Consider the following 25,228-nt stretch of genomic DNA (forward strand, 5'->3'; position numbering starts at 1 on the left):
AAATGGCGCCATCCCACTAAAATGGGAGGCGTCCCCACCCGCGGAGAGCGACCATGACGATCTTGCCCGAGCAACTGGCAGCGCTGATGCACGAGGTCGAACAGGAAGACCCGATCGATTTCGCCGACTTGCCCTTCGCCGAGCACGAACTGCGCGAACTGGTCGCCCTGCACCTGTGCGAGATGGCCGGGGCGATGGAACAGTTCAGCACCGAGGACCGCCTGCTGACCCTGCTGGCGGTGTCGGCCAAGCTGGTGCTGGAGAACCTGGTGCTGCACCTGCAGCTGCTGCGCCGCCACGGCCTGCCGGTCGGCGACAACCTCGAAGCCCTGCTGAGCCGCCTGCGCAAGCCGGACTGAACGTATTTTTTACAACAGCAATCGAATCGGAGGGAAATAACCCATTCCTTGAGGTATTATTGATAACTATCACGGTAATGCCGAACCTTGCCGCGTGTCTTACGCACCGCGGCATCCAACCAAGGAATTGACCTATGTCGCGTCGCGCCACCTCCCCAGCCATCCGCGCATCCGTTGTGCTCACCGCCCTGATGCTCGCCGCCGGCCTGTCCGGCTGCGGAAAATCCGACACCAGCGCTTCGCTGATGGCCGACGCCCGGCAGTACCAGGAAAAAGGCGATACCAAGGCGGCCTTGATCCAGCTGAAGAACGCCGCGGTCAAGAGCCCGGAAGACGCCGAGGTGCGCTTGCAGCTGGCCCACCTGTACAACCTGGCCCAGGACCCGGTCTCGGCCGAGAAGGAAGTGCGCAAGGCGGCCAGCCTGGGCATGGACAGCGCGCGCACCGCGCCGGAGCTGGTCAAGGCCCTGCTCGCGCAAGGCCAGCCGCAGAAAGCGCTCGACGAAAGCGCGGCGGCCAAGCCGGGCGCCGAACTGCTGGCCGGGCGCGGCGACGCCTTCCTGGCGCTGCGGCAGACGGACAAGGCGAAGGAATCGTTCGAGCAGGCGCTCGCCGCCCAGCCGGGCCACGCCGAAGCGCTGCTCGGCCAGGCGCGCCTGGCGGCCCAGGACAAGGACCTCGACGGCGCCCTGCGCCTGGTCGACCAGGCCGCCAGCGCCAATCCGAAAGATGCGTCGGTACAGTTCTTCAAGGGCAGCCTGCTGCGCGCCCAGGGCAAGCAGGAACTGGCGCTGGCCGCGTTCAGCCAGGCCATCGCGCTCAAGCCCGACCACGTCAACGCGCGCGTCGAGCGCGCCGTGCTGGAAACGGCCGCCAAGAAGTTCGAGGCGGCCCGGGCCGACATCGACGCGGCGCTGAAGATCGCGCCGACGGCGCCCGTGGTGCTGTACGCCCAGGGCCTGCTGGACTTCACCCAAGGCAAATACCCGGCCGCCCAGGAATCGCTGCAGAAAGTGCTGCGCGTGGCGCCGAACCATATGCCGTCGCTCCTGCTGGCCGGCTCGGTGGAAACGGCCATGGGCGCGTTCGAGCAGGCCGAGCAGCACACCCGCCAGTACCTGGGCCAGTTCCCCGACAACGAGTATGCGCGCAAGCTGCTGGCGCAGATCCAGCTGAGAAACCGCCAGCCGCTGGAAGCGACCGCGACCCTGTCGCCGCTGCTCAAGGAAGGCAGCCAGGACGCCCAAGTACTGGCGCTGGCCGGCGAATCGTCGATGCGCGCGCGCGACTTCAACAAGTCCACCGAATATTTCGAGAAGGCGAGCGCGCTGGCGCCGCAGACGGCGTCCTTGCACACCTCGCTGGGCCTGTCGAAACTGGGCCAGGGCGACCAGCAAAGCGGCCTGGCCGAGCTGGAAAAGGCGATCGCGCTCGATCCTAAATCGGAAAGCGCGGCGACCACGCTGGTGACCACCGAACTGGCGCTCAAGCATTACGACAAGGCGCTGGCGGCGGTGCAGAAGCTGATCGCGGCGCAGCCGCAAAGCGCCGCGGCGCGCAACCTCGAAGGCGGCGTGCACATGGCCAAGGGCGACCGCGCCGCGGCGCGCGCCAGCTTCGAGAAGGCGGCCAGCCTGCAGCCGGACCTGCTGGTGCCGGTGCGCAACCTGGCGATCATGGACGTGGACGACAAGAAGCCGGACGCGGCCAAGCAGCGCCTGCTGGCCTTCCTCGACAAGAACAAGAAGAACGCCGAGGCGATGGCGACGCTGGCGCAGCTGGCGCTGAGCCAGAAGCACCCGGAAGAAGCGACCACCTGGCTGGAAAAGGCCCAGGCGGAAAATCCCGACGCGGTCGCTCCGGCGCGGATGCTGGCGGCGCACTACCTGCGCAGCAAGCAGGCTCCCAAGGCCGTCATCCTGATCCGCAAGGTGCAGACCGCGCATCCGGCCGACGCCGACCTGCTCGACCTGCTCGGCCAGGCCCAGCTGGCCACCGACGATGCGGCCGGCGCGCTCGAGACCTACAGCAAGCTGGTCAGCGTGACGCCGAAGTCGGCCCAGGCCCAGATGCGCCTGGCGACGGCGCACGCCAAGCTGAAAAACCCGGGCGCGGCGGCCGACGACCTGAAGAAGGCGCTGGCGCTCGATCCGACCTTCATGCCGGCGCGCTACGCCCAGCTCGAGATGGCGATGGCCAAGGGGCCGACCGACGAGGCGCTGGCGCTGGCGCGCCAGCTCCAGCAAGCCGCGCCGAAGTCGGCCGAGCCGCTGGTGGTCGAAGGCGCTATCCTGGCCGCCCAGAAAAAGCCGGAAGCCGCGCTCAAGGCCTACGAGAAGGCGTTCACGCTGGCCCAGTCGCCGCAGCTCTTGGTGCGCCTGGCCGCGACGATGAAGTCGATGGGCAAGGACAAGGAAGCCGACGCCAGGCTGATGCAGTGGCAGAAGGAACACGGAACCGACCCGGTGATCGTCATGTACATGGGCGAAAACGCGCTGGCGAAGAAGCAATTCAAGGAAGCGGCCGAGCAGTTTGAAACCGTACTCAAGACCCACCCGGACAATCCGGCCGCGCTCAACAACCTGGCGCTGGCCTACCAGGCGCAAAAGGATCCGCGCGCACTGCCGATGGCCGAGCGGGCCATGCAACTGGCGCCCGACAGCGCCGCGGTGATCGACACGGTGGGCTGGATGCTGTCGCAGCAAGGCAACGTGCAGCGCGCCCTGCCGCTGCTGCAAAAGGCGGTGACGATCGCGCCGAAAGCGCCGGAACTGCGCTACCACCTGGCGTTTGCGCTGAACCAGTCCGGCGACAAGAAGGCGGCGCGCCAGGAACTCGATAAATTGCTCGCGGACAACAAGGCATTCCCGCAATTGGACGATGCTAAGGCATTGCTGAAAATTCTTTGAGGCATTTTGCATTTCGGCATGGTATGGTGGCAATAACACAACAGCGTATTCACCATCCGGCCGGGATCGCAGACCTTGCCCCAACCAGACTTTTGCAGGAGCCACCGTGAGCGCCAAAATCGAAGAATGCCCGGAAGCAGTAACAACTGTAAGCAACGGTAAGGATGAGCCTGTATCGGGCGCGCAAGTATCCGACAAACGCGATACTATGTTGTCGAGCCAATACGAGGACGTGATCGTGAATCAAGGGAAGTACGGCATCCGGCTGACCGACACCGCCGAAGGCCGCAATTCGGCCAGCATGTTGATCAGCAAGATGTATGCGTGGCGCGGTTACGCCGGTACGCATCAGCTGCACGACGATCCGAACCGGATCACGCTGACCGCCACCGACCAGGGCGAAACGGTCGGCACGCTGACGATCGGCATCGATTCGCCGATCGGGCTGGCGGCCGACCAGATTTTCAAGCCCGAGCTCGACGCCCACCGCGCGCGCGGCGCCAAGCTGTGCGAGTTCACCAAGTTCGCCTTCGACACCAATGTGCGCTCGAAGACCTCGCTGGCCAACCTGTTCCACCTGGCCGTGATCTACGCGCGCGACATCCATCAGTGCAGCGACATCATGATCGAGGTCAACCCGCGCCACCGCCGCTTCTACGAGCACATGCTGGGCTTCCAGCGCGAAGCGGACGTGCGCATCAATCCGCGCGTCAACGCCCCGGCCTACCTGCTGCGGGTGAACCTGGAATACGTCACCGACCAGATCCGCCAGCACGGCGGCACCTTCACCTCGGGCACCACCGAGCGCTCGTTCTACCCCTACTTCTTCTCGCCGCGCGAGGAGTCCGGCATCATCAATCGCCTGCTGGCGGTGGACGAACAACACGCCGCGTAAATAGCGGACTCGACAGTGTCGCGGGCCGTGCTAATATTTCGCGATGACAAATCCCGCCCTCGCCCCCTCGCCTGACGGCGCCGCCCTGCGCGCCCCCTTCAACTACCACCAGGCGTTCGCCCGCAACATCGGCTGGGTCACCGAAGATGAACAGGCGTTGCTGCGCGGCAAGCGCGTGGCGATCGCCGGCGGCGGCGGCGTCGGCGGAGTGCACCTGCTGACCCTGGCGCGGCTGGGCGTGGGCGCCTTCCACATCGCCGACTTCGACAAATTCGACATCGCCAACTTCAACCGCCAGGTCGGCGCCAACATGCACACCGTGGGCGAGCCGAAGGTCGAGGTGATGGCGCAGATGGCGCGCGACATCAACCCGGAAATCGACATCAAGCTGTTTCCATCGGGCATCGACAAGGACAACCTGCCGGCCTTTCTCGACGGCGTCGACCTGTACATCGACGGGCTCGATTTCTTCGCCTTCGACATCCGCCAGCGCACCTTCGCGCTGTGCGCCGAGCTGGGCATCCCGGCGACCACGGTGGCGCCGCTCGGCATGGGCGCCGCGCTGCTCAATTTCATGCCGGGCAAGATGACGTTCGAGGAATATTTCCAGTGGGGCCAGCGCGCCGAGATCGACAAGGCGATCCGCTTCGTCGTCGGGCTGGCGCCGGCCGGCCTGCACCGGCCCTACCTGATGGTGCCGTCGGCGGTCAATTTCCACCAGAAACGCGGCCCGTCCACCATCATGGCCTGCCAGCTGTGCGCCGGCATCGCAGGGACCGAGGCGCTGAAAATCCTGCTGGGCCGCGGCGACGTGCTGGCGGCGCCGCGCGGCCTGCAGTTCGACGCCTACCGCAACAAGCTGGCGCGCACCTGGCGTCCTGGCGGCAACAACAATCCGCTGCACAAGCTGATGATCAAGATTGCCACGCGCCAGTTCGCCAAGATGGCATCGGCCACATGAGCGCGCCGACCGTCATCGAGCAGATCCTCGAGCTGGCGCGCTGGGCGCCCAGCGGCGACAACATGCAAACCTGGCGCTTCGAGATCGCCGGCCCGGACCACCTCGTGGTGCACGGCTTCGACACCCGCGACGACTGCGTCTACGACCTCGACGGCCACCCCAGCCAGATCGCCTTCGGCGCGCTGCTGGAAACCATCGCGATCGCCGCCAGCGCCCACGGCCTGCGCGCCGAGGCGGCGCGGCGCGGCGACAGCGCCGAGCAGCGCCCGCTGTTCGACGTGCATTTCGTGGCCGACCCGGCGGTGTCAACCAGCCCGCTGATCGACGCCATCACCACGCGCACCGTGCAACGGCGCCCGATGAAGACCCGGCCCCTGACGGCGGCCGACAAGGCGGCGCTGGAAGCGGCCGCCGGCCCCGGCTACCGGGTGCAATGGCTGGAAGGCTTCGGCCCCAAGCTGCGCGCGGCCAGGCTGATGTTCGACAACGCCAAGCTGCGCCTGACCATGCCCGAGGCCTACGAGGTGCATCGCCGCATCATCCACTGGGGCGTGGACCGCAGCCCGGACCGCGTGCCTGACCAGGCGCTGGGCGTGGACGCGGCCACCTTGCGCCTGATGAAGTGGGCAATGGAGAGCTGGTCGCGCCTGTCGACGATGAACAGGCTGATGGGCACCTGGGCGCCGCGCCTGCAGATGGATTTCGTGCCGGGGCTGGCCTGCGCCGCCCACTTCGTCATCAAGGCCGAGCAAGCGCCGGCCGGCATCGACGATTACGTCGCCGCCGGGCGCGCGGTGCAGCGCTTCTGGCTGACCCTGACCCAGCGCGGCCTGTTCATGCAGCCGGAAATGACGCCGCTGATCTTTTCGCGCTACGTCAGCGAGGGCCGGCCGTTCACCCGGCTCGAACCGCTGCACGCGCGCGCGCGCGGCCTGCAGCGGCGCACCGCGGCGCTGATCGGCGGCGACGCCGCCACCCCGGTCTACATGGGACGCCTGGGCGCCGGCCCGGCGCCGCGCGCCCGCTCGGAGCGCCTGCCGCTCGAACAGCTGATGCAGCGCTAGGCAGGGACGAAAAAAAAGGGCGCCGCGGCGCCCTTTTTTATTGGCCGGAAATTACTTGGCCGGGCCACGGCGGCGGCGCGCGGCGCCCACGCCCAGCAGGGCGAAGCCGGCCAGCGCCAGCGTCGCTGGCTCAGGCACTTCGCGCACCAGGTAGCCGCTGCCGTCGGAGCTGACGTGGAACGACTGGCAGTTGCTGGTGGCGCGATTCGGCACGAACGGGCAGGTCACCGGGGTCAGCGGCGAGGTGAGGTTGTTGTTCGTCACCGCTTCGTACAGCACGCCGCCGGTGCCCAGCAACGCGGCCAGGTCATTGCCCGCGTGGTCGCGGAAATGCACGGTCGGCAGGATGTTGGTCAGGGTGCCGAGCAGGGTCGAGTCGCCGTTGATGCCGCCGATGATGTTGGTCGAGGCGGCGTTGCCGCCCAGGCCCACGATGGTACCGGACGCGTACACGTTCGACAGGTTCGCTTCCGGCGCAATCTGGTAGGAACCGGTATCGAACACATAGTGGAAGCCGCCGCCCGAATTGAGCGCGGTGACGTGGCCCTGGACGGCGCTGAAGGAAATGCGCAGCATTTCACCGGAAGTCACCGGCGTGCCGTTGTCGCCGGCGCCGACCACGTTTTCGCTCTGGAACAGGATATTAAAGATCTGCCCCGACTCGCTGAACTTCGCATTGACGAATGCGTTGCCGGTCGGATCGAACTCCTGGACGACGATCGCGTCACCGCCGGTGAGGTTCATGCGGCCGATATTCGAGACCGTGCCCGCCGGGGTCTGCAGCGACCAGCCGTCGAGCACCACCGTCGCTGCGGAGGCCGATACGCCCGCCGTTGCTAATACGGCCGCAGCGGACAACATACTTGCAATTTTTTTCAGGTTCATGGTGTTTCTCCAATGAGGTGAGAATCTATCTGTGGCCGCATACTGCGAAACTGCTTGTGCCTGCTTGCAGATTAAGCAATTCCTGTGCCTAAATAATAATCACCGAAAAATCAAGGACTTGGAAAACGCCCGGACGCAAATCCGAAAAAAATGTAAAAAAAATCGACAGGCCCTGCGCCCCGTCCGACCCTGCCCTTCGCGAGCCAGTGCGCGAGGACCATGAAAAAAGGGCGCCGCAGCGCCCTTTTTTCGTCCCGCCAAAAAATTACTTGGCGCTGCTGCGGCGACGGCGAACCATGCCCAGGCCCAGCAGGGCCAGGCCGCCCAGTGCCAGGGTGCCTGGCTCCGGTACCTGGCGCACCAGGTAGGCGCTGCCGTCCGACACGACGTTCAGGGTCACGCACTTCTTGCTGGCGTCGAAGCCGCATGCGGCGGCGCCGCCCATCGAAGTCAGGTTGTTGTTGGTGACCGCTTCGAACAGCACGTTGCCGGTTTGCAGTTCAGGCTTGAGCGAAACGTTCATGCTGTCGCGCATGTCGAAGTTGGCGTTCAGGAAGGAAGCGATGGTTGCCAGCACGGTCGAATCGCCGTTCAGGCCGCCGATCACTGCGGTCGACGAGACGTTGCCGCCCAGGCCGACGATCGAGCCGGCTGCGTAGTCGAGACCGGCGCGGCTGGAGATCTTGAAGTCGCCCGCATCGAACACGTAGTGGAAGCCGCCGTTGCTGTTCAGCGCGGTCACGTGGCCCATCACGCCGGTGAAGGTCAGGGTCAGGCGCTCAGGCATGAATTCGGAGCCGCTGGTGTCGCCGGCGCCGACCACGTTTTCAGGCGAGTAGACCATGTTGTAGATCTGACCGGTCTCGGTGAAGCGCGCGCCGACAAATGCCTGGTTTGCTGCGTTCACTTCCTGGTAGACCGTGGCGCCGCCGCCGGACACGCCGAGACGGCCGATGCCGGTGGTGGTGCCCGCTGGCGTGACCAGGGTCCAGCCGTCCAGGACGGTAGCGGCCGAAGCCGAGACGCTGGCGCCAGCCAGCAGGGTGGCAGCGACAGCCAAGCGTGCGATTTGTTTAATTTTCATAATCAGTCCCAATTAATGTTGCTGTATAAGATTTCTGCTTGCTCGGAGTAAGCAAGCCTTGCAAGGTATTAAGCAATAGGCGTGCCAGGGAAATTTTATGAAGCGCAATCAAAGACTTACGCAACAATTCAAAAATTTTTGTAAAAATGGCCGACGCCGATGTAAAGAAAGCCGACAGTGAGGTGGCGCACATAGCGGCGTCCATAGGGAAATCCTCAGGCGTCTTGCTGTGTTCTGGGGGAAATGAATGCCTTGTGAAACAGATGGCGCGCGAGCAACAGCGGCGGCATGCGCAGCCAGTTGCCGCGCAGATAGAGCAGGAAGCGCGCTGTCCCGCTCAGGCGGCCGGTGCAGCTGGCGTGCATGGGCAGCAGGGCGCGCAGGAACAGCGCGTCCATCAGCGCCAGCAGCGGCGCGGGCGGGCGTCCGGCCTGCCCTGCCATCACCTCGTCCGGCACCGGCGTGCCCAGCAGCCTGGCGCTGTAGCGCAGCGCGTAGAACAGCGGGCGCGCCAGCTCCAGCTCGGCGGCGCGGCGCGGCAGCGCGGCCCAGAATCCGGGCTCGCGGCCAAACTCGAGCAGCAGGCGGTGGATGTCGATCAGGTCGCGCAATCCCTTGCCGAACTCGCCATCGTAGAACAGGTGCACCGCGCTATGGAGCACCATGTCGGCCGGGGCGAACACGCGCAGGCCCTCGTCGTCGCCCACCGCCACCGTGGCCGCGCGCAGCTTGTGCGGATCGGGCCGGTCGGCCGCCGTTTCGGGCAGGATCGCATGGTGCACGTCGATCAGGCTCTGGCGTTTGATGTGCTGCATGGGCGGCAGCTCATGCATCCATTCGCGGTAATAGCGCTGGTCGTAGGCGTCGGTATGCCCGCTCGCCCAGCCGTGCAGCATCAGCGCCGCTTCGACGTCGCCCAGGCGCTCCTTCGGCACCATGATGTCAATGTCGGAAAACAGCCGGCCCGGCGCCGGCGCCCTGGCGGCGGCGGCGTAGGCGGCGCCCTTCATCAGGATCAGCGGCAGGCCGAGCCCGGCGAGCGCGCGGCGGATCTCGCGCACTTCGAAACGCACCGCCTGGCGGTGGCGCTCGCCCCGCACGCGCGACCAGTCCAGGTGCGCGCGTGCCTGGGCTGGCACCGCGGCCAGCACACCTTCCTGTTCGGCAAGGTAAAACAGCGCGGCGCCGAGGTTGGCCACTGCGGCCTGGCGCAGCAGCAGGTCCCATTCGGCCAGGCTGAAGGCGGCAATCCGCGGCGGATCGCGGAAGGCCTGGACGATCAGCGGCAGCGGCTTCACAGCTCGCCCGCCGCCAGCCGGGAAAACAGAGCGAGCGCCTCGTCCAGCGAACTGTAGGTGAATTCATGGGCGGGCGCGGCGTCCGTCAGGCGCCCCAGCGTGTCAAACCCCGCTGCGCCGAGCAAGTCGTAATTGAAGGCGTTGCCGGCAAGCCGCATAAAGGCCTCCGCAGGCGCGACCGGCGTCAGTGTCGCGACCGTCCCGACCTGGTACTGCGGGAACACGATCCAGCCAGGGCGCGCCGGTTCGCGTGCGCGCGCCACGCTGGCCGCGGGCGCCTTCATATGCGCGACGCTGCCCTTGACGGTGTCGTGCACCTCCCGGCTGAACACCGCGTCCGGCGCATAGCCGCGCATGATGCCGATGGAGGCGTTTTTCAGGCTCACCGGACGCGGCAGCGGCGTCAGCTCGCCCGTGTCGAGCCGCACCAGCGCCAGCTCATCGGACAGCAGGCGCCAGCCGCCCCGACTCACCAGTGCGGCGCACAGCGTACTCTTGCCTGACCCTGACGGCGCCGGCAGGATGGCCGTGCGGCCGCCCTTCTCCACCACCGCCGCGTGGAAGATCAGGTAGCCATTGACGCGGTTGGAGACACAGAAGTTCAGGCCCCATTCAAGCATGGGGAAGGCTTGCGCCAGAGGCAAGGGCTTGAACGGGGCGTGGCCGTCGTTGTCGAACAAGACCTGCCGGCGCCACCAGCGGCGCACGCCCCCGGCGCTCTGCAGGCTCACATGGAAGTCGGCGAATTGGTCCTGCGGCGCCAGCGGATAGTCGGCGTACAGCAGGCTGATGCCTTCGGCGACGCTGGGGATGCCGCTCTGAATACGGAAGGTGAATTCGCCGGTCTGCAGACGCAGGCCGCCATGGTGCAGGCGCCGCCCGACTTCATCGCGCGACAATGAGGAAAGCAGCGTCATGGCACAGCTTCGATGAGTGCGATCGCCCGAAGCGCCGCCAGCAGCGCGGCGATATCGGCGTCCGCCACTTCGCCGCCTTCGGCGTCGAACTCGGCACGCAGCCCTGCGGCAAGGGCGCCTTCATCGAGCGGGCCCGTGCGTAATGCCGACAGCACATGCATCGCACTGTCGGTGAGCTGGTGGGTGTCGCCGGACACGTCGTTGTACACCACATGCTCGCCCTGCCATTCGCGGCAGCGCAGGGTTTGCCCGGGGGCGAGGCGCCAGATCAAATCAACCAATCCCTCGGCATGCTGGTGGACAAGGGAAGCACGTTCAGTCCATCGTACTGGACAGGTACGCAACAATCTCGCTGCCATTCCACACTTTGCCGGGCACCGGCGACCAGGAACGGTCAAACGAATAGTCGGTCCATATTTTTTTCACCTGGGGTTCGGTGAGAAAGGTGATTTTTTTCGAGCGCACATTGAGCAGGGTCGCCATGATGTGCATGGCGACGTTGTTCGGATCCGCGCCCGCGGGCACTTTTTGCGGAGTCAGCACGTCCATGCAGCTGCAGGCCGCGAGCTGAGACGTATTTCCACTCAGGGGGAAGAAGGCGCTGAAATTGGACGAATAATTGATTCCAGTCAGCGATAGCCAGAGTCGCGGGTGATTCTTCCAGTAGCCCGGCGACAGGCCGCCAGACGTGACGTAGTTGGCATGGCTGACATTGCCGGAACAATACGCCGAGGGGGTCAGGCATTGTTTCGCCATCGCCGATCGGCTGCCCAAGGTCGCGATCACGCCGGCTGCCCCGGCGCCCGCCTTGGCGAAACGGCGCCGCGCGGCGCCCTTGCCGCTCAAACCGGCAGGGGAATCTTGCACAGGAGGCGAGCCCGCCTCTCCATCGGGGTGTTCTACATTAGCCACGGATCGTTCCTCAATTAGGTGCCACATCCCTTTCCTGGTCGCTTGGTGCGCTGCGCGCCCGCCAGGTTCGTGAGAGATATTCTCTAGCAACTAGAGAAGCAATAATTGTTCCATAATTACACTGGAACAATATGTGTTTAAATTTCAAGGACTTACGGAATCATTATAAGCGCCTGCCGGGGCGGTGTCGAATCCCGCCCCGGTTTTGTAAGAAATTTCGACAGCGGGCGGCGCGCCCGCCGGCGATCAGAAGAAGCTTTCCGGAATCACCAGCACGTCGCCCGGACGCACAGGGATGTTGGCCGAGATGTCGCCGTCCTTGATCAGGTCGTTCAGGCGCACCGGCAGCTTGACCATCTTGCCGTCCACGTTGCGGATGATACTCGCTTTGTTGCCCGAGGCAAATTCCGTGACGCCGCCGACGGCGATCAGCACGTCCATCAGCGACATGTCGCGGCGATACGCCAGCGACTGCGGCTTGGCGGCCTGGCCGATCACGCGGATCTGCTCGCCGTAGGTGCCGACGAAGCCGGTGACGATCACCGTCACCACCGGCTGTTGGATGAACTTGGCCAGCGACTTTTCGATGTCGCGCGCCAGTTCGGTCGAGGTCTTGCCGCTGGCCTGCAGGTCTTCCACCAGCGGGGTGGTGATCTTGCCGTCCGGGCGCACCGGCACCGCCATCGACACTTCCGGGTTGCGCCAGACGTTGATGCTGACGGTGTCGCCCGGGCCGATCAGGTAGTCGGGCGTGCCGGCCGCGGCCTGGGGCGCCATCGGGGCCGCGGGAGTGGCGCAGCCGCCCAGCGCCAGCGCCGACAGCGCCACAGCCGCCAGGGCCAGCCATTTGATCGATTTCAGTTGCAGTTTGTTCACGTCGTATCCCCTTGAAGGCCGGCGCGCGGGCGCCCGTCCGAATTGTTTGCCTGAATGCACCTGCTTCGGCGCCAAAGAATTGTAATAAAAATATTTTTTGCCGGCATGTATTTTATACCATCACTGCTGCGCGCACGGCCGCGGCACGCCACAAATATTTTCTTACGGCGATTTTCGTTGCAACAGGTCACGCACGTAATTGGCCGGAATCGCGTACGAGATGCCGCTCGGGTGGGTGATCGCGTTTTCCTTGAGCCCCTTCACGAAGGTCATGTTGATCACGCCCAGCACGGCGCCGCTGGCCGGATCGTACACCGGGCTGCCGCTGTTGCCCGGATAAACCGTGCCGTCGAGCTGGAAGATCGCGAACGGCGCCTTCTGCAGTTGCGCGATCATGCGCGCGTCGAGCGTGCGCGAGGACAGCGAGGGCAGCACGATCGGCGTGATGGCCGACAGCAGCGCGCGGTGGGTCGCCGGGTGCAGGCCCAGCACCATCCCCAGCGGAAAACCGGTGAACGCCAGTTCCTGGCCTTCCGCAACGGCGTCGGAATCGCCCAGCCGGAGCGCCGGCAGCGGCGCCCCGCCGATGCGCAGGTGCGCCAGGTCATGGGCGCGATCGAGGCCGGCAACGGTGGCGGGACGGAACTCGATCTCGGCGCCGCGCGCGATCACCACCCCCAGCGTCTCGTGGTTGGCCGCGTCGAGCAGCTCCGGCACCACGTGGGCGTTGGTGATCACCGACAGGCCGTCGCCGACCACGAAACCGGTGCCGTTGAAGGCGGTGGCCGGGCTGCGCGCCTTCAGGTAGCTGCCCACCCCGACCACCGATGTCTTCACCGTGGCGATGGTGCGCGGCAGGTCGGCGGCCCGGGGCGCTGTCGCGCAGCAGCAGGCGGCCGCCAGGGCCAGGGCGCGAATCAGGGAAAGGGAGGAAAATCGCATGGATAAGTCGCAGAAAGGTTTGGCGGGCCGGCCGGCAATTCGCGCTATCATCGATGCGTCCGGTCACGCCTTGGCAAGATTGCCGTGCCCGCAAACATAACAGATTTTTCCGGGGTCACCGTTCTTGATTGCAACATGGACTTCGCTGGCCCGCCCGCACGCTGCGCCTGGCGCGCTGGCCGCGCTGCCCTGCGCTGCCGTGCTGGCCGCCGTCGTGCCCGGCTATCCGCTGGGCCCGCTGTGGCTGGGGGCGGCGCTGCTGGCGGCGGCCGCCCTGCTGCTGCGCTGGCCGGGGGCCTGGCTGCTGCTGGTGCCGGCCGCCCTACCCGTGCTCGACCTGGCGCCGTGGACCGGCCGCTTCTACCTCGACGAATTCGACGCGCTGCTCGCCGTGACCGTGCTGGCGCTGGCCTGGCGCGCGCCGGCGCCCCCGGCCGCCGGCATGGGGCGCGCCGGCCGGCGCTGGCTCACGCTGTTCTGCCTGTCCACGCTGGCCGGCGTGGCGCTGGGGGCATGGCCGCTGCACTGGCCCGGGCTGAACGACTTCAACCATTATTACAGCGGCTGGAACGGCCTGCGCCTGGCCAAGGGGCTGGGCTGGGCGCTGCTGCTGTGGCCGGCGCTGCGTAATGCTCTCGCGCAAGATGTCGTCAAAACGCAACGCCGCTTCGCGCTCGGCATGACGCTGGGGGTGGCCGCCGCCGCGCTCGCCGTGGTTTGGGAGCGCGCGGTCTTCACCGGCCTGTTCAATTTCGACAGCGGCTACCGCGTGGCCGGCCTGTTTTCCGCGATGCATACGGGCGGCGCCTGCATCGAAGCGTATTTCGCGCTGTCCCTGCCCTTTGCCGCCTGGTGGACCCTCGACAGCCGGCGCTGGCCGCAGCGGCTGGCGGGCGTGGCAGTGCTGGGGGCCGGCAGCTACGCCCTGCTGGTGACCTATGCGCGCGCCGGCTACCTGGCGGCGCTGGCGGCGCTGCTGGTGCTGGCGGCCGCGCCGCGGCTGGGCCCGCACCGCCCCGCGCCGCGCCGCTTGCTGCGCGCCGCCGCGCTGGCGGGCCTGCTGGCCGCTCTCGGCTGGACCGTCGCCAGCGGCGAGGCGATGCAGCGCCGCACTGCCAGCAACCTGCACGACCTGGCGGTGCGCGCCGGCCACTGGGCCGACGCGTTGCGCATGATCGCCCCCACCCCGGCCGCCTGGCTGGGCGGGATGGGCCTGGGCCGCTATCCGCGCGCGTATTTCCAGCACAGCGGCGAGGGCGTGGCGCCGACCTACCTGGCGCTGCGCGAGGAAGCGGGCAACCGCTACGTCGCGCTGGCCGCCGGCGCCCCGCTCTACCTCGAGCAGCTGGCCGCCGTCGCGCCCGGGCAGGGCTACCAGTTGCGCCTGCGCGTGCGCAGCGGTGACGCCGACGCCGCGATCAGCGTGCCCGTGTGCGAAAAATGGATGCTGTATTCGCGCCGCTGCAACCGGCTGCGTTTCGCGGTGGGCGACACCGGCGGCGACTGGCGCGAGCTGACGGCCCGCTTCGTCCGTCCCGCGCGCCCGGCGCCATGGCACGGCATCGCCGCGCCGGCCAAGCTGGCGCTGTTTTCCGACGCCGAAGGCAGCCGCATCGATATCGACGACGTGTCGCTGCGCGACAGCCAGGGCCGCGAGCTGCTGCGCAATGGCGATTTTCAGTCCGGCATGGACCGCTGGTTCTTCAGCAGCGACAACCACGTGCCGTGGCACCTCGAAAACACCTGGGTGCAGCTGGCGTTCGAGCAGGGGCTGGCCGGCCTGGCCGCCTTCGCCGGCCTGGCGGCGTGCGCGGCGCTGGCGCTGTGGCGCCGCCTGCGCGCCGGCGATCCCTGGGCCGCGGCCCTGGGCGCCGCGCTGGCCGCGTTTTTCACGCTGTCGCTGCTCGACAGCCTGTTCGACTTTCCCCGCATCAGCCTTCTGGTGTTTTTGCTCATTGTCCAAGCGCTTTTTCGTGCACAAAAAACCATGCCTTCAGGAATTTCCCCTTAGCGCCGCGAATCGGTTTTGTTTCAATTGCATTAAGTGTGGCGTTTTTTTTGGAGCAACAATACAATGTGCGAGCCCTTCGCGGTCACCGCCACTGCCTTTCGTGCGGGGCTTTTCGATAGCAATGAGCAATAATGCCCGGCCGGATGCGTGCCCGCGTCTCTTTTCGTGCATCTTCGGCATCCTTTTTCCATTACGCAATTGCAATTGCTTTCAGTACAAGCGAAGATATGTTGAATTTCCTGCGCGCAGTCGCGGTTCCCAACCCTGTTCCATTATGGCGAGATTGACGAGATGGCAGAACTGACAGCCGTAATTTTGAGTTTCCTCAAGGCGATTGGCAAATACCGGTGGTATGCAGTCGTCATTTCCTGGGTCGTCGCCGTGATCGGCTGGGCGGTGGTGTACAAGCTGCCCAACGATTACCAGGCGTCGGCCCGCGTCTACGTCGACACCCAGTCGATCCTCAAGCCTTTGCTCTCGAGCATGACGACGCTGCCGAACCTGGACCAGCAAGTGGTGTTCATGCGCAGAACGCTGATCAGCCGGCCCAACGTCGAACGCGTCATGCGCATGGTCGACCTGGACGTCAAGACCAGCACCGCCAAGGACCACGAGAAGATGGTCGATGACCTGATGGAGAAGATCAAGATCGTCGGCACCGAGCGCGACGACATCTACACCATCACCTATAACAATCCCAACCCCAAGCTGGGCAAGGACGTGGTGCAGTCGCTGCTGACGATCTTCGTCGAAGGCAGCTTCGGCGGCAAGAAGCAGGATTCCGAGAAGGCCGTCCAGTTCATCGACGACCAGATCAAGAGCTACGAAGAGAAGCTCGCCGCGGCCGAGTCGGCGATGAAGGACTTCAAGATCCGCAACATGGGCGTGCTGCCGAAAGCCGGCAGCGACTTCAGCGCCAAGATCACCGACATCGCCGATCAGCTCAGCCAGTCGAAACTGGAACTGGCCGAAGCCGAGCAGGCGCGCAACGCGCTGCGCCGCCAGATGGGCGCCGGCGCCGACAGCAGCGCCTCCAGCGCCGAGCTCGTGGCCGACGTCAACCCGGATCTCGACGCCCGCATCCAGGCCCTGGAAAAGCAGCTCGACACCCTGCGCCTGCAATACACCGAGCAGCATCCCGATGTCGTCGCCGGCCGGCGCCTGCTGGCCCAGCTGCAGGCGCGCCGCAAGGAAGAGGCGAAAAATCACAAGCGCGGCGCCGACCCTGGCGCCGGCTACAGCCCGATGCTGCAGCAGATGAACGTGGCCCTGTCAGCGGCCGAAGCGCGCGTCGCCTCGCTGCGCGCCCGCGTCGACGAATACAACCAGCGCTACGCGCGCATCCGCGCCCAGAGCGCCGCGGCGCCGGAAGTCGAAGCCCAGCTGGCCCAGCTGAACCGCGACTACCAGGTCAATCACGACAACTACCAGAAGCTGGTCGAGCGGCGCGAGGCGGCCAAGCTGTCGGGCGACCTCAGCTCGGCCACCGACATGCTGACCTTCCGCGTGATCGACCCGCCGACCGTGCCGCTGGCGCCGACCGGCCCGAATCGTCCGCGCCTGTTCTCGCTGGTGTTCGTCGGCGCGCTGGTCGCCGGCCTCGGCGTCGCATTGCTGATGAGCCAGGTGCGTCCGACCTTCCTCAGCCAGGCCGCGCTGCGCGAAGTGAGCGGGGTGCCGATCCTGGGCACCATCGGCATGAACTGGACCACCGAGCAAAAAATCAAACGCAAGCGCCGGCTGTACGCGATGGGCGCCTCGGTCTTCGCGCTGTTCGGCGCGTACGGGGTAGTGATGGCGGCAATTCTGATTAGACCTGCGCTGTAACGCGACGATCACGGGAGCAAAAGTGAGCATTATCGAAAAAGCCGCCAGTCGGATAGATCAAAGCAAGGAAGCCCGCCCCGAAACCGCGCCGGTGATCGTGGCCGACGCCGTCACGCCCGCGGCTGCCGCGCCGGCGACGGCGCCAGTGGCCGCAACGGCGGTCGTGGCCGCGCCAGTGGCCGCGCCGGTGGCCGCCCCAGTGGCCGTGACGCAAGAGGCCATCGTGGCCGAAGCGGCGCCGGCCAAGCCGCGCAAGCACAGCACCCGCAAGGTCGATCTCGACCTGAACCGGATGCGCGACATGGGCATGGTCACCGCCGCCGGCGGACGCACCTTGCTGGTCGAGGACTTCCGCATCATCAAGCGCCCCCTGCTCAAGCGCGCGTTCGCCGAGCGCAGCGACAATGCGCCGCCGGGCAACCTGATCATGATCACCAGCTCGCTGCCGGGCGAAGGCAAGACCTATTGCGCGATCAACCTGGCCATGAGTATCGCGATGGAGCTCGACCACACGGTGCTGCTGGTGGACGCCGACGTGGCGCGTCCGTCGATCCTGCGCACGCTCGGCCTGCCGGCCCAGCGCGGCCTGATGGACATCCTGCTCGACGACAAGATCGACCTGTCCGATGTCATGCTCAGGACCAACGTGGACACGCTCAGCATCCTGCCGGCCGGCACCGCCACGGCGCGCGCCACCGAGCTGCTGGCCAGCCAGGCGATGAGCAATTTCGTCACCGAGATCGCCACCCGCTATCCCGACCGCATCGTGATCTTCGATTCGCCGCCGCTGCTGCTGACCAGCGAAGCGCACGTGCTGGCCACCCACATGGGCCAGATCGCGCTGGTGGTCGAAGCCGAAACGACGACCCAGCACGCGGTCAAGGAGTCGCTGCGCCAGCTCGAAGGCTGCAGCAACGTCAACATCATCTACAACAAGACGCGCGAATTCCCGGGTATCGAAGAAACGTATGACTATCACTATGGCTAGACGGGTCACGGCGCCGCTCATGGGCGCGGCATCGCTGCCCCTGGCGGCGCCGCTGGCGATGCTGGCCCTCCTGATGCCGCCGTCGGCGCGCGCCGACATCAAGCTCGCGCCCTCGCTCGAGCTGCGCGAAACGTATTCCGACAATCCCGGCCTGCAGGCGGGCGACCTGGCGCGCCCTCAGTTCATCACCGAAGTGTCGCCGTCGCTGCGCGTCGCCGCCGACGGCCCGCGCCTGAAGGGCGTCGCCACGCTGACCGAGCACCTGTTCGCGTTTTCCGGCGACCGCATCGACGACACCAACCAGTCGTCGTTCCAGTTCCAGGGCCAAGGCAAGGCGAACCTGGTAAACGACCTGCTGTACGTCGACGGCAACGCCATGATCGGCCAACAGACCATCTCGCCGTTCGCGCCGCCGGCCAACACCAACGCCTATTCGAGCGCCAACCGCGCGCGCATCCGCACCTGGAGCATCAGCCCTTACCTGAAGCAGCGCCTGGGCCACGCCGCGTCCGGCGAACTGCGCTACACGCACGACGCGGTGAGCTCGCCGACCAACGGCTTCGGCGACAGCCATGGCGACGCAGTCGCGCTGACGGCCGGCAGCAACAGCGACACGCAGCGCCGCCTCGGCTGGAACCTGCGCGCGTCGCGCCAGGACGTCCAGTTCAGCCAGGGAAGCCAGACCAAGACGCGCGAGGAAAATCTCGCCGCCACCGTGTCGCTGCGCAGCAGCGAGCGCTTCAAGGTCAACCTGTCGGGCGGCTACGACAGCTACAGCTTCAACGCCGAAGGCACGCCCAACGCCGGCCGCAGCTATTCGGCCGGCTTCACCTGGACGCCGTCGGCGCGCACCAGCATCGACGCCAGCGCCGGTCGCCGCTACTACGGCAACAGCTACTCGCTCAACGCCAGCCACCGCAGCCGCCGCACGGTGTGGATCGCCACCTACAGCGACGCGATCACCAACACCCGCCAGCAACTGCTGATCCCGAAATTCATCGACACCGCCTCGGTGCTGGACCGCCTGTTCATCGCCGACATTCCCGATCCGGACGCGCGGCGCCAGGCGGTCGAGGCCTACATGCGCGCCAACGGCCTGTCGCCGACCCAGCCCGACGGCACCTACAACTACCTGAGCAACCGCTTCGTGCTGCAGAAGCAGCTGCTGCTGTCTTCCGCGTTCAATAGCGCGCGCACCACCGGGCTGGTGTCGGTCAACGGCGTGCGCCGCACCTCGCTGTCGCCGTCCACGGTCGATGATATTCTGCTGGGCCAGCGCCTGGCCGGCCTGACCGACAACACCAATCAATACGGCGCCAGCGCCTCGCTGAACTACCGGGTCACCTCGCGCAGCGGCGTGACGATGACGCTGATCCGCACCCGCACCGAATCGCTGAACCACGGCTTCAGCAACAACGTGACCCAAGCCATCCTGGCCGGCAGCACCCAGCTGCAGCGCAAGCTCAAGGCGACGGTCGAACTGCGGCGCCACCAGGGCAACCTGGCCGGCGTCGGCGCGCCGGCCTACCGCGAGAACGCGATCAGCGCCTCCCTTTCATTCATGCCTTAGCGGAGTCGAACCAGCGATGTATGAAACCTATTACGGCCTGAGCGCCAAACCGTTCCGCCTGCGGCCAGACCCGCACTTCTTCTATGGCAGCAAGGGACACAAGCGCGCCATGGCCTACCTCGACTACGGCCTGTCGCAGGGCGAGGGCTTCATCGTCATTACCGGCGAAGTCGGCGCCGGCAAGACCACGCTGGTGCGCAACCTGCTCAACAACCTGCCGTCCGAGCAGATCATCGCCGCCCACATCGTCAACACCAACCTCGATTCGGACGACACCCTGCGCATGGTGGTGTCGGCCTTCGGCCTGCAGTACGAGAACGTCAGCAAGCCCGACCTGCTGACCCGGCTCGAGCAGTTCCTGCGCAGCGCCGACCAGCAAGGCAAGCGCGCGCTGCTGATCGTCGACGAGGCGCAGAACTTGACCGCGCGCACGGTCGAGGAGCTGCGCATGCTGTCGAACTTCCAGACCGACGAGAAGTCGCTGCTGCAGACCTTCCTCTTGGGCCAGCCGGAGTTCCGCACCACCTTGCACAGCGCCAGCATGCTGCAGTTGCGCCAGCGCGTGATCGCCAGCTACCACCTGGGGCCGATGGATGCGGCCGAGACCCAGGCCTACATCGAGCACCGCCTGGCCACCGTCGGCTGGAGCGGCGACCCGTCGTTCTCGCAGGGCGCGTACGGCGCCATCTTCGACTACACCGGCGGCATCCCGCGCAAGGTCAACACCCTGTGCGACCGCCTGCTCCTGATGGGCTACCTGGAAGAGATGCACGCCTTCACCGAAGCGGACGTCCAGACCGTGATCCGCGACATCGATGAGGAATTCCAGCTGCCCCCTGGCGCCGAGCAGGCTGCCGCGCGCGAAGCGGCCGAGCCGATGCAGGCCGAGCCTGCCGGCAGCGGCGGCCAGATGGACGAGCGCATGGTGCGCCTCGAGAAGTCGATCGTCTCGGTGCTGTCGATCCTGAAGAAAATCGTCGCCACCGCGCCGCCGCCCGGCAACAACGGCCACCACCACGAGACGCGCGAACCATGATGATGCACGAACTGCCCGCGCGCCCGGCCGGCGCCGCCATCCGCAACGCCATGACCTGCGACGTCGAGGATTACTTCCAGGTGTCGGCGTTCGCGCCGCACATCGACCGCGCCAGCTGGCCCGAGCGCGAATGCCGGGTCGAGCGCAACATCGACCGCATCCTCGCCCTGATGGCCGACAACGGCGTGCACGGCACCTTCTTCACGCTGGGCTGGATCGCCGAGCGCTACCCGCAGGTGGTGCGCCGCATCGTCGCCGGCGGCCACGAACTGGCCAGCCACGGCTACGGCCACCTGCGCGCCTCCGACCAGGACCGCGCCGAATTCTCCAGCGACATCGCGCGCAGCAAGTCGCTGCTCGAAGACATCGGCGGCGTGCGCGTGCGCGGCTACCGCGCCCCGAGTTTTTCGATCGGCACCGGCAACCTGTGGGCGCTCGACGCGCTCAAGGAAGCCGGCTACGACTACAGCTCCTCGATCTATCCGATCAAGCACGACCACTACGGCATGCCCGACGCGCCGCGCTTCGCGTTCTACCCGAACGGCCCGGACGGGCTGCTCGAAGTGCCGGTGACGACGGTGCGCCTGATGGAGCGCAACCTGCCGGCCGGCGGCGGCGGCTACTTCCGCCTGCTGCCGTACGCGCTGTCGCGCTGGATGATGAACCGGGTGAACCAGGCCGACGGCCAGCCCGCCATTTTTTACTTCCATCCGTGGGAAATCGATCCCGGCCAGCCGCGCCCCGAAGGCGTGGACGCCAAGAGCCGCTTTCGCCACTACGTCAACCTCGAACGCATGGAAGAGCGCATCCGCGCGCTGGCCCGCGATTTCGCCTGGGACCGGATGGACCGCATTTTCCTGGGTACGCAATGAATTCGATGGTAGCAACTGAAACCGCGCCGGCAGCCGCCGCCGCGTCCCTGTCCGTCAAGCTGATGGCGCCGCACGACCGCGCGCGCTGGGACGCTTTCGTGCGCGCCTGCCCCGACGCCACCTTCTTCCACCTGTCCGGCTGGCAGAGCGTGATCGAGCAGTCGTTCAAGCTCAAGACCTGGTTCTACTATGCCGAGCAGGACGGCCAGATCGTCGGCGTGCTGCCGCTGTGCGAGATCAAGAGCCGGCTGTTCGGCCATGCGCTCGGCGCGATGCAGTTCTGCGTGTACGGCGGCGTGGCCGCCTTGTCCGACGAAGCGCGCACCTTGCTGGACGGCGCGGCCGACAAGCTGGCGCGCGAACTTGGCGTCGGCCACCTCGAATACCGCAACCTGGTAGCGGCGCACCCGGGCGACCCCGCGTGGCACACCAAGGAGCTGTACGTCACCTTCCGCAAGGCCATCTCGGGCGACGACGAAGAGAACATGAACGCCATCCCGCGCAAGCAGCGCGCGATGGTGCGCAAGGGGATCAAGCTGGGACTGGTGGGCGAAGTGGACGACAACGTCGACCGCATGTTCGAGGCCTACGCCAGCAGCGTGCACCGGCTCGGCACGCCGGTGTTCCCGAAGAAGTACTTCGCTCTGCTCAAGGAGACATTCGGCGACGAGTGCGAAGTGCGCGTCATCACGCAAAACGGCGCGCTGGTGGCCGCCGTGCTCAGCTTCTACTGGCGCGACGAGGTGGTGCCCTACTACGGCGGCGGCATGCCGATCGCGCGCGACGTCGCCGGCAACGACTTCATGTACTGGAACCTGATGCAGGCCGCGGCCGCGCGCGGCGCCCGCCTGTTCGACTTCGGCCGCAGCAAGCTCGGTACCGGCGCCTACGACTTCAAGAAGAACTGGGGCTTCACCGCCCAGCACCTGCCCTACGAGTACAAGCTGTACGCGGCGAGCGAACTCCCGGACAACAATCCGCTGAACCCGAAGTACCAGCTGTTCATCAAGATGTGGAAGAAGCTGCCGCTGCCCCTGGCCAACCTGCTCGGCCCGCACATCGTACGGAACCTGGGCTGAACGACGTGGAAGACCTGCTGCTGCTGATTCACCGGATGCCCTACCCGCCCAACAAGGGCGACAAGATCCGCTCCTACCACCTGCTCAAGCACCTGGCGCAGCATTACCGCGTCCACCTGGGCACCTTCGTGGACGACGCCGACGACTGGCAGCATGTGCCGACGGTGCAGGCGCTGTGCGCGAGCGCGCATTTCGCGCCGCTCAACCCGACGCTGGCGCGCGTGCGCAGCCTCGGCGCGCTCTTGGCCAACCGCTCGCTCTCGCTCGACTACTACCGCGACGCCGGCATGCGCGCTTGGACCGAGCGCACCATGCGCGAGCACGGCGTCAAGCGCATCGTGGTGTTCTCGTCGCAGATGGCGCAGTATGCCGATTGCTGGCCGCAGGCGCGCCGGGTGGTGGACTTCTGCGACGTCGATTCGGACAAGTGGCGCCAGTACGCCGAGCAGAAATCGTGGCCGATGAACATGCTGTACCGGCATGAGGCGCGCCAGCTGCTCGCCTACGAGCGCAAGGTGGCGCGCGAATGCGACGCCTCGCTGTTCGTCTCCCAGCCCGAGGCCGAGCTGTTCCGGGATCTCGCCCCCGAGTCGGCGCCGAAGATCGGCTTTTTCAACAACGGCGTCGATACCGACTACTTTTCGCCGGCGCGCGACTATGCCAGCCCGTATGCGGCCGGCGAGCGCGCCATCGTGTTTACCGGCGCGATGGACTACTGGCCCAACGTCGACGCGGTGCAGTGGTTCGCCGCCGAAGTGTTCCCGCAGCTGCGGGCGCGCTTTGCCGACGCGCGCTTTTACATCGTCGGCGCGCGGCCGTCTTCCGCGGTGCAGGCGCTGGCCCAGCTGCCCGGCGTGGTGGTGACCGGCACCGTGCCTGACGTGCGTCCCTACATCGCGCACGGCGCGGTGGCGGTGGCGCCGCTGCGCATCGCGCGCGGCATCCAGAACAAGGTGCTCGAGGCGATGGCGATGGCCACGCCGGTGGTGGTGTCGCCGCAGGCGCTCGAAGGCATCGAGGCCATTCCCGGGCAGGACCTGGTGCTGGCGCCCGACGCCGCCGCGTTTGCCGCGGCGGTGGCGGCGCTGCTGGAAAAATCCGATGGCGCGCTGGGACGGTCCGCGCGCGCCAAAGTCGAACAACTATACAGCTGGCCAAGCAACCTGGCCCGCATCGAAGCGAGACTCGAATGCGCATGAACCCGCCCCCTTCCGCCGTCCTGCCGGCCCAGGCCGATACCGCCGGCCGCACGCGATTCTGGCTGATCGCCCTGGCGCTGCTGGCGCCGTTCGCGCTGTATTTCAGCACCGCGCGCTCGATCGTCGATATCTGGAACAGCTCCGAGACCTTCGCCCACGGCTATGCGATCCTGCCGATCTGCCTGTGGCTGATCTGGCGCCGGCGCGACAATTTCGCCGCTTACCCGCCCACCCCGTACTGGCCGGCGCTGTGGCTGCTGGCCGCGGCGGGCGCCGCCTGGCTGCTGGCGCGCATGGGCGAAGTGCAGGTGGTGCAGCAGTACGCGATGGTCGCAATGCTGCCGCTGATCGCGCTGGCCGTGCTGGGGCGCCGGCTGGCCGGCTCGCTGGCCTTCCCGCTGCTGTTCGTGCTGTTCGCGGTGCCGTTCGGCGAAATCTTCATCGCCCCGCTGATCTCGTTTACCGCCGACTTCACGGTGCGCGCGGTGCAGCTCTCCGGCATCCCGGTGCTGCGCAACGGCACCCGTTTCGACCTGCCATCGGGCAGCTGGTCGGTGGTGGAAGCCTGCAGCGGCGTGCGCTACCTGATCTCCTCGATCACCATCGGCTGCCTGTACGCCTACCTGACCTACCGCTCGACCGCGCGGCGCCTGCTGTTCGTCGCCACCGCGGTGGTGGTGCCGGTGATCGCCAACGGACTGCGCGCCTACATGATCGTGATGATCGGCCACCTGAGCAGCATGCAGCTGGCCACCGGCGTCGACCACCTGGTGTACGGCTGGCTGTTCTTCGGCCTGGTGATGTTCCTGATGTTCTGGATCGGCAATTACTGGCGCGAGGACCAGGACACCGCCCCGGCGCAGGCCGCGCAGGCCGGCGCGACCGCCCCTGCGCCCGCGCGCGGCGGCGCCGCCGCCATCACCGTGGCGGTGGTGGCGACCATCGCGCTGTGGCCGGCCTTCGCGCTCTACAACGACCGCGCCTCCTACAATCCGAAGCCGGTGCAGCTCGACCAGGTCGCCATCGGCTGGGCGCCGGCGCCGGCGTTTTCCGACTGGACGCCGTTCTACATGACGCCCGACACCAGCTTCTCGCGCGCCTACCAGCCGCAGGCCGGGGCGCCGGTGGCGCTGAAGGTGCTGTACTACCGTAACCAGACCAAAAACAAGGCGCTGATCAGTTCACTGAACCGCGTGACCGGCTACGAGGACGTCTGGAACGAGGTCTCCTCGACCCTGCGCAGCGAGTCCGCCGGCGCGCAGCCGCTGGCGCTGCGCGAGTCGGTGGTGCACGGGCCGGCCGGCTCGCTGCTGGTGTGGCACTGGATGTGGATCGACGGGCGCACCGTCACCAACAACTACGTCGGCAAGCTGCGCCAGGCCGAGGCCAGGCTGCTGCTGCGCGGCGACGACGGCGCCCAGGTATTCCTGGCGGCCCCGTTCAGCGACAAGCCGGAGCAGGCGCGCGCGTCGCTGCGCGCCTTCCTGGCGCAAAACGGCGGCGCCATCACGGCGGCGCTGGCGGCCGCGCACGGCAACTGAGGC

23 protein-coding genes are annotated in these 25,228 nt (G+C 66.7%); 14 read left to right on the top strand and 9 right to left on the bottom strand.

What is annotated here, in order from left to right:
• Positions 1 to 53: 53 nt before the first annotated feature.
• The 5 genes from Q4S45_RS19615 (at position 54) to Q4S45_RS19635 (ending at position 6,188) form a co-directional block, all read left to right on the top strand.
• Positions 54 to 359, top strand: a complete 306-nt coding sequence (locus Q4S45_RS19615) for a hypothetical protein (protein ID WP_305507085.1) — start codon at positions 54 to 56, stop codon at positions 357 to 359.
• A 134-nt stretch (positions 360 to 493) separates the two neighbouring features.
• Positions 494 to 3,268 carry an XrtA/PEP-CTERM system TPR-repeat protein PrsT gene (gene prsT / locus Q4S45_RS19620; protein ID WP_305507086.1) on the top strand — a complete coding sequence of 925 codons (2,775 nt, stop codon included), beginning with the start codon at positions 494 to 496 and terminating at the stop codon, positions 3,266 to 3,268.
• A gap of 208 nt (positions 3,269 to 3,476) precedes the next feature.
• Positions 3,477 to 4,163 (top strand): N-acetyltransferase, encoded by a 687-nt coding sequence (locus Q4S45_RS19625; protein WP_305507087.1) that lies wholly within the window; start codon positions 3,477 to 3,479, stop codon positions 4,161 to 4,163.
• A gap of 43 nt (positions 4,164 to 4,206) precedes the next feature.
• Positions 4,207 to 5,124 (top strand): ThiF family adenylyltransferase, encoded by a 918-nt coding sequence (locus Q4S45_RS19630; RefSeq protein WP_374046058.1) that lies wholly within the window; start codon positions 4,207 to 4,209, stop codon positions 5,122 to 5,124.
• Positions 5,121 to 6,188, top strand: a complete 1,068-nt coding sequence (locus tag Q4S45_RS19635; protein ID WP_305507088.1) for a nitroreductase family protein — start codon at positions 5,121 to 5,123, stop codon at positions 6,186 to 6,188. The genes Q4S45_RS19630 and Q4S45_RS19635 overlap by 4 nt, the downstream gene beginning before the upstream one ends.
• 51 nt (positions 6,189 to 6,239) lie before the next feature.
• On the opposite strand, the gene Q4S45_RS19640 is transcribed toward Q4S45_RS19635, so the two are convergent.
• The 9 genes from Q4S45_RS19640 to Q4S45_RS19680 form a co-directional block, all read right to left on the bottom strand.
• Complete coding sequence (locus Q4S45_RS19640) at positions 6,240 to 7,073, bottom strand: PEP-CTERM sorting domain-containing protein (protein WP_305507089.1); 834 nt, start codon at positions 7,071 to 7,073, stop codon at positions 6,240 to 6,242.
• A 265-nt stretch (positions 7,074 to 7,338) separates the two neighbouring features.
• Positions 7,339 to 8,157, bottom strand: a complete 819-nt coding sequence (locus Q4S45_RS19645; protein ID WP_305507090.1) for a PEP-CTERM sorting domain-containing protein — start codon at positions 8,155 to 8,157, stop codon at positions 7,339 to 7,341.
• Complete coding sequence (locus Q4S45_RS19650; RefSeq protein WP_305507091.1) at positions 8,147 to 8,362, bottom strand: hypothetical protein; 216 nt, start codon at positions 8,360 to 8,362, stop codon at positions 8,147 to 8,149. Before Q4S45_RS19650 ends, Q4S45_RS19645 begins: the two co-directional genes overlap by 11 nt.
• Before the next feature lie 10 nt (positions 8,363 to 8,372).
• Positions 8,373 to 9,455, bottom strand: a complete 1,083-nt coding sequence (locus tag Q4S45_RS19655) for a nucleotidyltransferase family protein (RefSeq protein WP_305507092.1) — start codon at positions 9,453 to 9,455, stop codon at positions 8,373 to 8,375.
• A complete protein-coding gene (locus Q4S45_RS19660; protein ID WP_305507093.1) occupies positions 9,452 to 10,372 on the bottom strand; it encodes an HprK-related kinase A in 921 nt (306 codons plus the stop codon). Before Q4S45_RS19660 ends, Q4S45_RS19655 begins: the two co-directional genes overlap by 4 nt.
• Positions 10,369 to 10,644: an HPr-rel-A system PqqD family peptide chaperone gene (locus tag Q4S45_RS19665; RefSeq protein ID WP_305507094.1), complete on the bottom strand. Its 276-nt coding sequence runs from the start codon at positions 10,642 to 10,644 to the stop codon at positions 10,369 to 10,371. The genes Q4S45_RS19660 and Q4S45_RS19665 overlap by 4 nt, the downstream gene beginning before the upstream one ends.
• A 43-nt stretch (positions 10,645 to 10,687) precedes the next feature.
• Positions 10,688 to 11,284, bottom strand: coding sequence for a hypothetical protein (locus Q4S45_RS19670; protein WP_305507095.1), 597 nt, complete (start codon positions 11,282 to 11,284; stop codon positions 10,688 to 10,690).
• Positions 11,285 to 11,530: 246 nt separating this feature from the next.
• Entirely contained in the window at positions 11,531 to 12,151 is a 621-nt protein-coding gene (locus Q4S45_RS19675) for an XrtA/PEP-CTERM system exopolysaccharide export protein (RefSeq protein ID WP_374046119.1), read from the bottom strand.
• Positions 12,152 to 12,322: 171 nt separating this feature from the next.
• Positions 12,323 to 13,102, bottom strand: coding sequence for a serine protease (locus Q4S45_RS19680; RefSeq protein WP_305507097.1), 780 nt, complete (start codon positions 13,100 to 13,102; stop codon positions 12,323 to 12,325).
• Between the two features lie 124 nt (positions 13,103 to 13,226).
• Between Q4S45_RS19680 and Q4S45_RS19685 the strand changes: the two genes are divergently transcribed.
• From Q4S45_RS19685 to xrtA, 9 genes are all read left to right on the top strand, one after another.
• Positions 13,227 to 15,113, top strand: a complete 1,887-nt coding sequence (locus tag Q4S45_RS19685) for a hypothetical protein (RefSeq protein ID WP_305507098.1) — start codon at positions 13,227 to 13,229, stop codon at positions 15,111 to 15,113.
• 291 nt (positions 15,114 to 15,404) lie between these two features.
• Positions 15,405 to 16,940: an XrtA system polysaccharide chain length determinant gene (locus Q4S45_RS19690; RefSeq protein WP_305507099.1), complete on the top strand. Its 1,536-nt coding sequence runs from the start codon at positions 15,405 to 15,407 to the stop codon at positions 16,938 to 16,940.
• Between the two features lie 22 nt (positions 16,941 to 16,962).
• A complete protein-coding gene (locus tag Q4S45_RS19695) occupies positions 16,963 to 17,928 on the top strand; it encodes an XrtA-associated tyrosine autokinase (RefSeq protein ID WP_305507100.1) in 966 nt (321 codons plus the stop codon).
• Positions 17,921 to 19,498, top strand: a complete 1,578-nt coding sequence (locus Q4S45_RS19700) for a TIGR03016 family PEP-CTERM system-associated outer membrane protein (protein WP_305507101.1) — start codon at positions 17,921 to 17,923, stop codon at positions 19,496 to 19,498. Before Q4S45_RS19695 ends, Q4S45_RS19700 begins: the two co-directional genes overlap by 8 nt.
• 16 nt (positions 19,499 to 19,514) lie before the next feature.
• Entirely contained in the window at positions 19,515 to 20,534 is a 1,020-nt protein-coding gene (locus Q4S45_RS19705) for an XrtA/PEP-CTERM system-associated ATPase (RefSeq protein ID WP_305507102.1), read from the top strand.
• A complete protein-coding gene (locus Q4S45_RS19710) occupies positions 20,531 to 21,406 on the top strand; it encodes an XrtA system polysaccharide deacetylase (protein WP_305507103.1) in 876 nt (291 codons plus the stop codon). The genes Q4S45_RS19705 and Q4S45_RS19710 overlap by 4 nt, the downstream gene beginning before the upstream one ends.
• Positions 21,407 to 21,411: 5 nt before the next feature.
• On the top strand, positions 21,412 to 22,485 hold the full coding sequence (locus tag Q4S45_RS19715) for a FemAB family XrtA/PEP-CTERM system-associated protein (RefSeq protein ID WP_374046059.1): 1,074 nt from the start codon (positions 21,412 to 21,414) through the stop codon (positions 22,483 to 22,485).
• A gap of 5 nt (positions 22,486 to 22,490) precedes the next feature.
• A complete protein-coding gene (locus Q4S45_RS19720; protein ID WP_305507105.1) occupies positions 22,491 to 23,684 on the top strand; it encodes a TIGR03087 family PEP-CTERM/XrtA system glycosyltransferase in 1,194 nt (397 codons plus the stop codon).
• A complete protein-coding gene (gene xrtA / locus Q4S45_RS19725) occupies positions 23,681 to 25,225 on the top strand; it encodes an exosortase A (protein ID WP_305507106.1) in 1,545 nt (514 codons plus the stop codon). Before Q4S45_RS19720 ends, xrtA begins: the two co-directional genes overlap by 4 nt.
• The last annotated feature ends 3 nt before the right edge of the window (positions 25,226 to 25,228 follow it).

This window comes from Massilia sp. R2A-15, assembly GCF_030704305.1.
GTDB lineage: Bacteria > Pseudomonadota > Gammaproteobacteria > Burkholderiales > Burkholderiaceae_D > JAFCUW01.